This window comes from Stenotrophomonas sp. HMWF003, from assembly GCF_003061285.1.
In the GTDB taxonomy this organism is placed as follows: Bacteria; Pseudomonadota; Gammaproteobacteria; order Xanthomonadales; family Xanthomonadaceae; genus Stenotrophomonas; species Stenotrophomonas maltophilia_AP.
Window position 1 is genome coordinate 5,064 of sequence record NZ_QAIW01000280.1, and the last position, 4,565, is coordinate 9,628.

The 4,565-nt window shown below is 69.2% G+C and carries 3 protein-coding genes and 1 pseudogene; 1 reads left to right on the forward strand and 3 read right to left on the reverse strand.

The features are described 5' to 3' along the window. A pseudogene (locus DBR34_RS22765) lies at positions 1 to 835 on the reverse strand (phosphoribosylformylglycinamidine synthase); the annotation flags it as partial. 290 nt (positions 836 to 1,125) lie between these two features. Between DBR34_RS22765 and DBR34_RS11610 the strand changes: the two are divergent. Continuing rightward, positions 1,126 to 3,228, forward strand: coding sequence for a glycosyl hydrolase family 18 protein (locus DBR34_RS11610; protein ID WP_128096912.1), 2,103 nt, complete (start codon positions 1,126 to 1,128; stop codon positions 3,226 to 3,228). Positions 3,229 to 3,299: 71 nt separating this feature from the next. On the opposite strand, the gene DBR34_RS11615 is transcribed toward DBR34_RS11610, so the two are convergent. Together DBR34_RS11615 and DBR34_RS22770 are read right to left on the reverse strand one after the other, a co-directional pair. Beyond that, positions 3,300 to 4,082 carry a thioredoxin fold domain-containing protein gene (locus tag DBR34_RS11615; protein WP_128096913.1) on the reverse strand — a complete coding sequence of 261 codons (783 nt, stop codon included), beginning with the start codon at positions 4,080 to 4,082 and terminating at the stop codon, positions 3,300 to 3,302. Between the two features lie 105 nt (positions 4,083 to 4,187). After that, a partial coding sequence (locus tag DBR34_RS22770) for a tyrosine-type recombinase/integrase (RefSeq protein WP_258223839.1) occupies positions 4,188 to 4,565 on the reverse strand: 378 nt, incomplete at its 5' end.

Here is a 4,565-nt window from a genome sequence, read left to right on the forward strand (position 1 = left end):
CGACCACCGCTTCGCTGCGGTACTGGCCACTGGCCGGATCCGGGCGGTAGCGCGATGCGGGCAGCCCGGCGACCACCGCGGCGTTGTCGCTGTAGGCGCTCAACGTGTGCTGCGGGGTCTGCTGGTGGGTGTTCTTGATCATGCGGAACAGCGACTGCGGCTGGTCGGCGCCGTCGATGGTCCAGCTGGCGTTGAAGATCTTGTGGCGGCAGTGCTCGGAATTGGCCTGCGCGAACATCATCAGTTCCACGTCCGACGGCTTGCGGCCCAGTTCGCCGAAGCGCTGGCGCAGGTAGTCGATCTCGTCCTGGGCCATCGCCAGGCCGAGGCGGCGGTTGGCCGCTTCCAGGTCCTCCAGCGCGATGCGTTCCAGTTCACCCCGGGCCGGCGCGCTGAACAGCGCCTGCGCCTGGTCGGCCTGGTCCAGCACCGATTGGGTCATCGGGTCATGCAGCGCGCGCGCCACCGCCGCCTGGGCGGCGGCATCGGCCGGCCACCCGGCCAGGTCGATACGCAGGCCGCGTTCGACACGGCGGATCGGCTGCCCGGCGCCGCGCACCAGTTCGGTGGCCTTGCTCGACCACGGCGACAAGGTGCCCAGGCGCGGGACCACGAAGCGCGACACCGCCCCCGCTTCCTGCCCGGCCAGTGCCGGCTGGGCTTCCAGGATCCGGCTCAGGATCGCCGGGTCCGGGGCCGCATCGCCCTCGGTCTGGATGAAGTAGACATGCCAGGCACCGGTGATGCGCAGATCGGCGGCCAGGGACTGCAGGCGGGATTCAAGACGTTCGCGGCGGAACGGCGAAAGGGCGGATGCGCCCTCGAGGACCATCATGTCCGGGGAACCGTGGTTGGGAACGGGGCCCACCATTGTACCGAAGTCGGCCGCCGGGGCTTGGCGGGCCGTCGGCACGGCCGCACCGTCTTCACGGCCGAACCTTGCGCTGGCTCACGGATTGCCGGACGAATGCATGACAACGTTGTCCTCGCCTGCCCGACCTGCCTTCCGGTCAGGCCCTCGTCCGCCCCCACTGCTGTTGCCGGCCTCTCCCCGGCGCTCGGACCTGCTGCACGCGGGCCGCCCCACCCGGCGGCCCGCGCCCATCACTAGATCGGAGTAAGACCATGCCTGACCCGATGATGCGCAGTGCGGTGACATCGATATCCCCCCGGCCGGCCGCCCGCCACAAACGCTGGCTGCTTGCCCTGGCCCTGGCGGCGGCCGCCACGCCGAGCCTGGCACTGGCCGCCAACTGTACCGGCGCGCCGGAATGGAACGCCGCGGTGATCTACCTCTCCGGTACCACCCTGCAAAAAGGGGGCGTGCTGTACCGGGCCAACCAGGACATCTGGAATGCCCCGCCCGACCACCCGGCCGGAGCGCCCTACTACACCAACCTGGGCGCCTGCGACGGCAGCGGCAGCAACCAGCCGCCCACCGTCAGCCTGACCGCCCCCACCGCCGGGGCCAGCTTCACCGCCGGCAGCAGCATCACCGTCAGCGCCAACGCCGCCGACAGCGACGGCAGTGTCAGCAAGGTGGAGTTCTTCCGTGGCGGTACCTCGCTGGGCATCGACACCAGCGCGCCGTACAGCGTGACCTGGGCCAATGCATCGGCCGGCAGCCACACCTTCAAGGCGGTGGCCACCGACAACAACAACGCGGTGACGTCCTCGGCCACGGTCAGCGTGACCGTCACCGCCGCCAGCAACGACACCACCCCGCCCAGCGTGCCCGGCGGCCTGGCCTCGCCGTCCAAAACCGCCACCACGGTCAACCTGGCCTGGAGCGCGGCGACCGACAACAGCGGCGGCAGCGGCGTGGCCGGCTACGACGTGTACCGCAACGGCAGCCTGGTCGGCTCGCCCAGCGCCACCCAGTACACCGACGGCGGGCTCACCGCCAGCACGGCCTACACCTACACCGTGCGTGCCCGCGACAACGCCGGCAATGCCTCGGCGCAGAGCGGCTCGATCAGCGTGACCACCGCGGCCGGCGGCGGGGGCGGCGGCACCAAGCGGGTGATCGGCTACTTCACCCAGTGGGGCATCTACGGGCGCAACTACCGGGTCAAGAACATCGACACCAGCGGCTCGGCGGCCAAGCTCACCCATATCAACTACGCGTTCGGCAACGTGCGCAACAACCGCTGCGAAGTGGGCGTGACCCAGGCCTCCGACCCGAACACCGGCGTCGGCGGGGATGCGTTCGCCGACTACACCAAGGCCTTCGGTGCCGGCGAGAGTGTCAGCGGCAGTGCCGACACCTGGGACCAGCCGCTGCGCGGCAACTGGAACCAGCTCAAGCAGCTCAAGGCCAAGCACCCGAACGTGAAGGTGCTGATCTCGCTGGGTGGCTGGACCTGGTCGCGCGGCTTCTCCAGCGCGGCGCAGCCGGCCAACCGCCAGGCCTTCGTGGCCTCGTGCGTGGATGCCTACATCAAGGGCAACCTGCCGGTGACCGACGGCGCCGGTGGCGTGGGCGCGGCGGCGGGCGTGTTCGACGGCATCGACATCGACTGGGAATACCCGGTGGCGTGCGGGCTGAGCTGCGGCACCCCGGCCGACAACGCGAACTACACCGCGCTGCTGGCCGAGTTCCGCCGCCAGCTGGATGCGGTGCGGCCCGGGCTGCTGCTGACCGTGGCGGTGGGCGCGGGGATCGACAAGATCCGCGTGACCGACCCGGCGGCGTACCACCCGTACCTGGACTTCATCAACGTGATGACCTACGACTTCCACGGTGCGTGGGATCCGCAGACCAACCATCACTCGGCGCTGTTCGACTCCCCGGCCGACCCGTCCACCGGCGACCAGAAGCTCTACAACAGCAACGATGCGATGGAGGCGTTCCTGAGCCGTGGCGTGCCGGCGTCCAAGTTGAACCTGGGCATCGGTTATTACGGACGTGGCTGGACCGGCGTGGCCAGTGGCAACAACGGCCTGTACAAGAGCGCCAGCGGCGCGGCACCGGGCACGTATGAAGCCGGCATCGAAGACTGGAAGGTGCTCAAGAACCTGACTTGGCCGGTCTACACCGACAACGTCGCCAAGGCCACGTGGATCTCCAACGGCACCACCTTCTGGAGCGTGGATACCCCGGCGATGGTCACCGAGAAGATGGGCTACGTGAAAGCCCAGGGACTGGGCGGCGCGTTCTTCTGGGAATTCAGCGGCGATGACCCGCAGGGCACCCTGACCAAGGCCATCAGCGACGGGTTGAATTGATCTGAAACGGTGACGCGCAGCCCGCGCGCCACACAAAAAAAACGCCCCGGCACTGCCGGGGCGTTCTGGTTTCAGCGGCTGCCGCCGGCCGTGGTGCGCTCCAGCGCGGCCTTCAGCTGTGCCGGCGGCACGTAGCCGCCCAGCTGGGTGCCATCGGCGGCGAAGATCGCCGGGGTACCGTTCACGCCCATCTGCTGGCCCAGCTTGTACTGCATGGCCACTGGATTGGTGCAGTTTTTCGGCGCCACCGGCTGGCCGGTCTTGGCCGCGGTGAGGGCCTGCTTGCGATCGGCCGCGCACCACACCGAAATCATGTCGGTGTAGTCCTGGCTGCCCAGGCCCATGCGCGGGAACGCGAGGTATTCCACGCTGATGCCGTTGCGGTTGAGCTCGGCGATGTCCTGGTGCAGCTTGCGGCAGTAGCCGCACTCGATATCGGTGAAAACGCTGACGGTGTACTTGGCATTGGGCGCGGCAAACACGATGCGTTCGGCCTTCGGCACCTGCGCCAGCAGCTTCTGCCGGTAGGCCAGCAGGCCGGCGCTGCTGACCGGTGCCTTGTTCTGGATGTCATAGGGCTGGGATTGCATCAGGTAGCGGCCGTCATCGGTGACGTACAGCACCTGCCCGCCCACCAGCACTTCGCGGAAGCCCGGGAACGGCGCGGCGCCGATGTAGTCCGGGGCGAACTTGGGGTCCAGCTTCTGCAGTGCGCTGCGCACCCGCGCATCGGCACTGCCGGCGGCAGGTGCGGCGGCGCTGGCGCCCTGGGTGGCGGCAGGCGCGGACGGTTGCTGCGCGCAGGCAGTCAGGCTGAGCGCACCGAAGAGGGCGGCAATGGCAACACGGAGCATCGAGCGTTCCGGGAGAAAAGAAGGTGACCGCGATTCTCGCACAGCCACCCCGGCGCACGGCTGGACCGCGGCGAAACGGGGCGTCCTGCCGGCCCTACCGCGGGGTCAGCCGCGCGGGTGATGCCGGGCATGCAGCTTCTGCAGGTGCTCGCGCGCCACCAGCGTGTAGATCTGGGTGGTGGACAGCGAGCTGTGGCCCAGCAGCATCTGCAGTGCCCGCAGGTCCGCGCCGTGGTTGAGCAGGTGGGTGGCGAAGCTGTGGCGCAGGCCGTGCGGGCTGATCCGCGCCGGGTCGATCCCGGCGACCACCGCATACTTCTTCACCAGCGCCCAGAACTGCTGGCGGCTGAGCGGGTGCAGCGACGGCTCCAGGAACATCGGCACGTTGCCATCGGCACCGGCCGGCACCGCGCGCTTGCCCGCCAGCAGCGGCCGCGACTGGGCCAGGTAGCGTTCCAGCCAATGCTGGGATTCCTCTCCCAG

What these genes read in the sequence shown, in the direction of transcription:
- DBR34_RS11615 (WP_128096913.1), bottom strand. Translation starts at nt 4,082, where the DNA reads ATGCTCCGTGTTGCCATTGCCGCCCTCTTCGGTGCGCTCAGCCTGACT.
- DBR34_RS11610 (WP_128096912.1), top strand. Translation starts at nt 1,126, where the DNA reads ATGCCTGACCCGATGATGCGCAGTGCGGTGACATCGATATCCCCCCGG.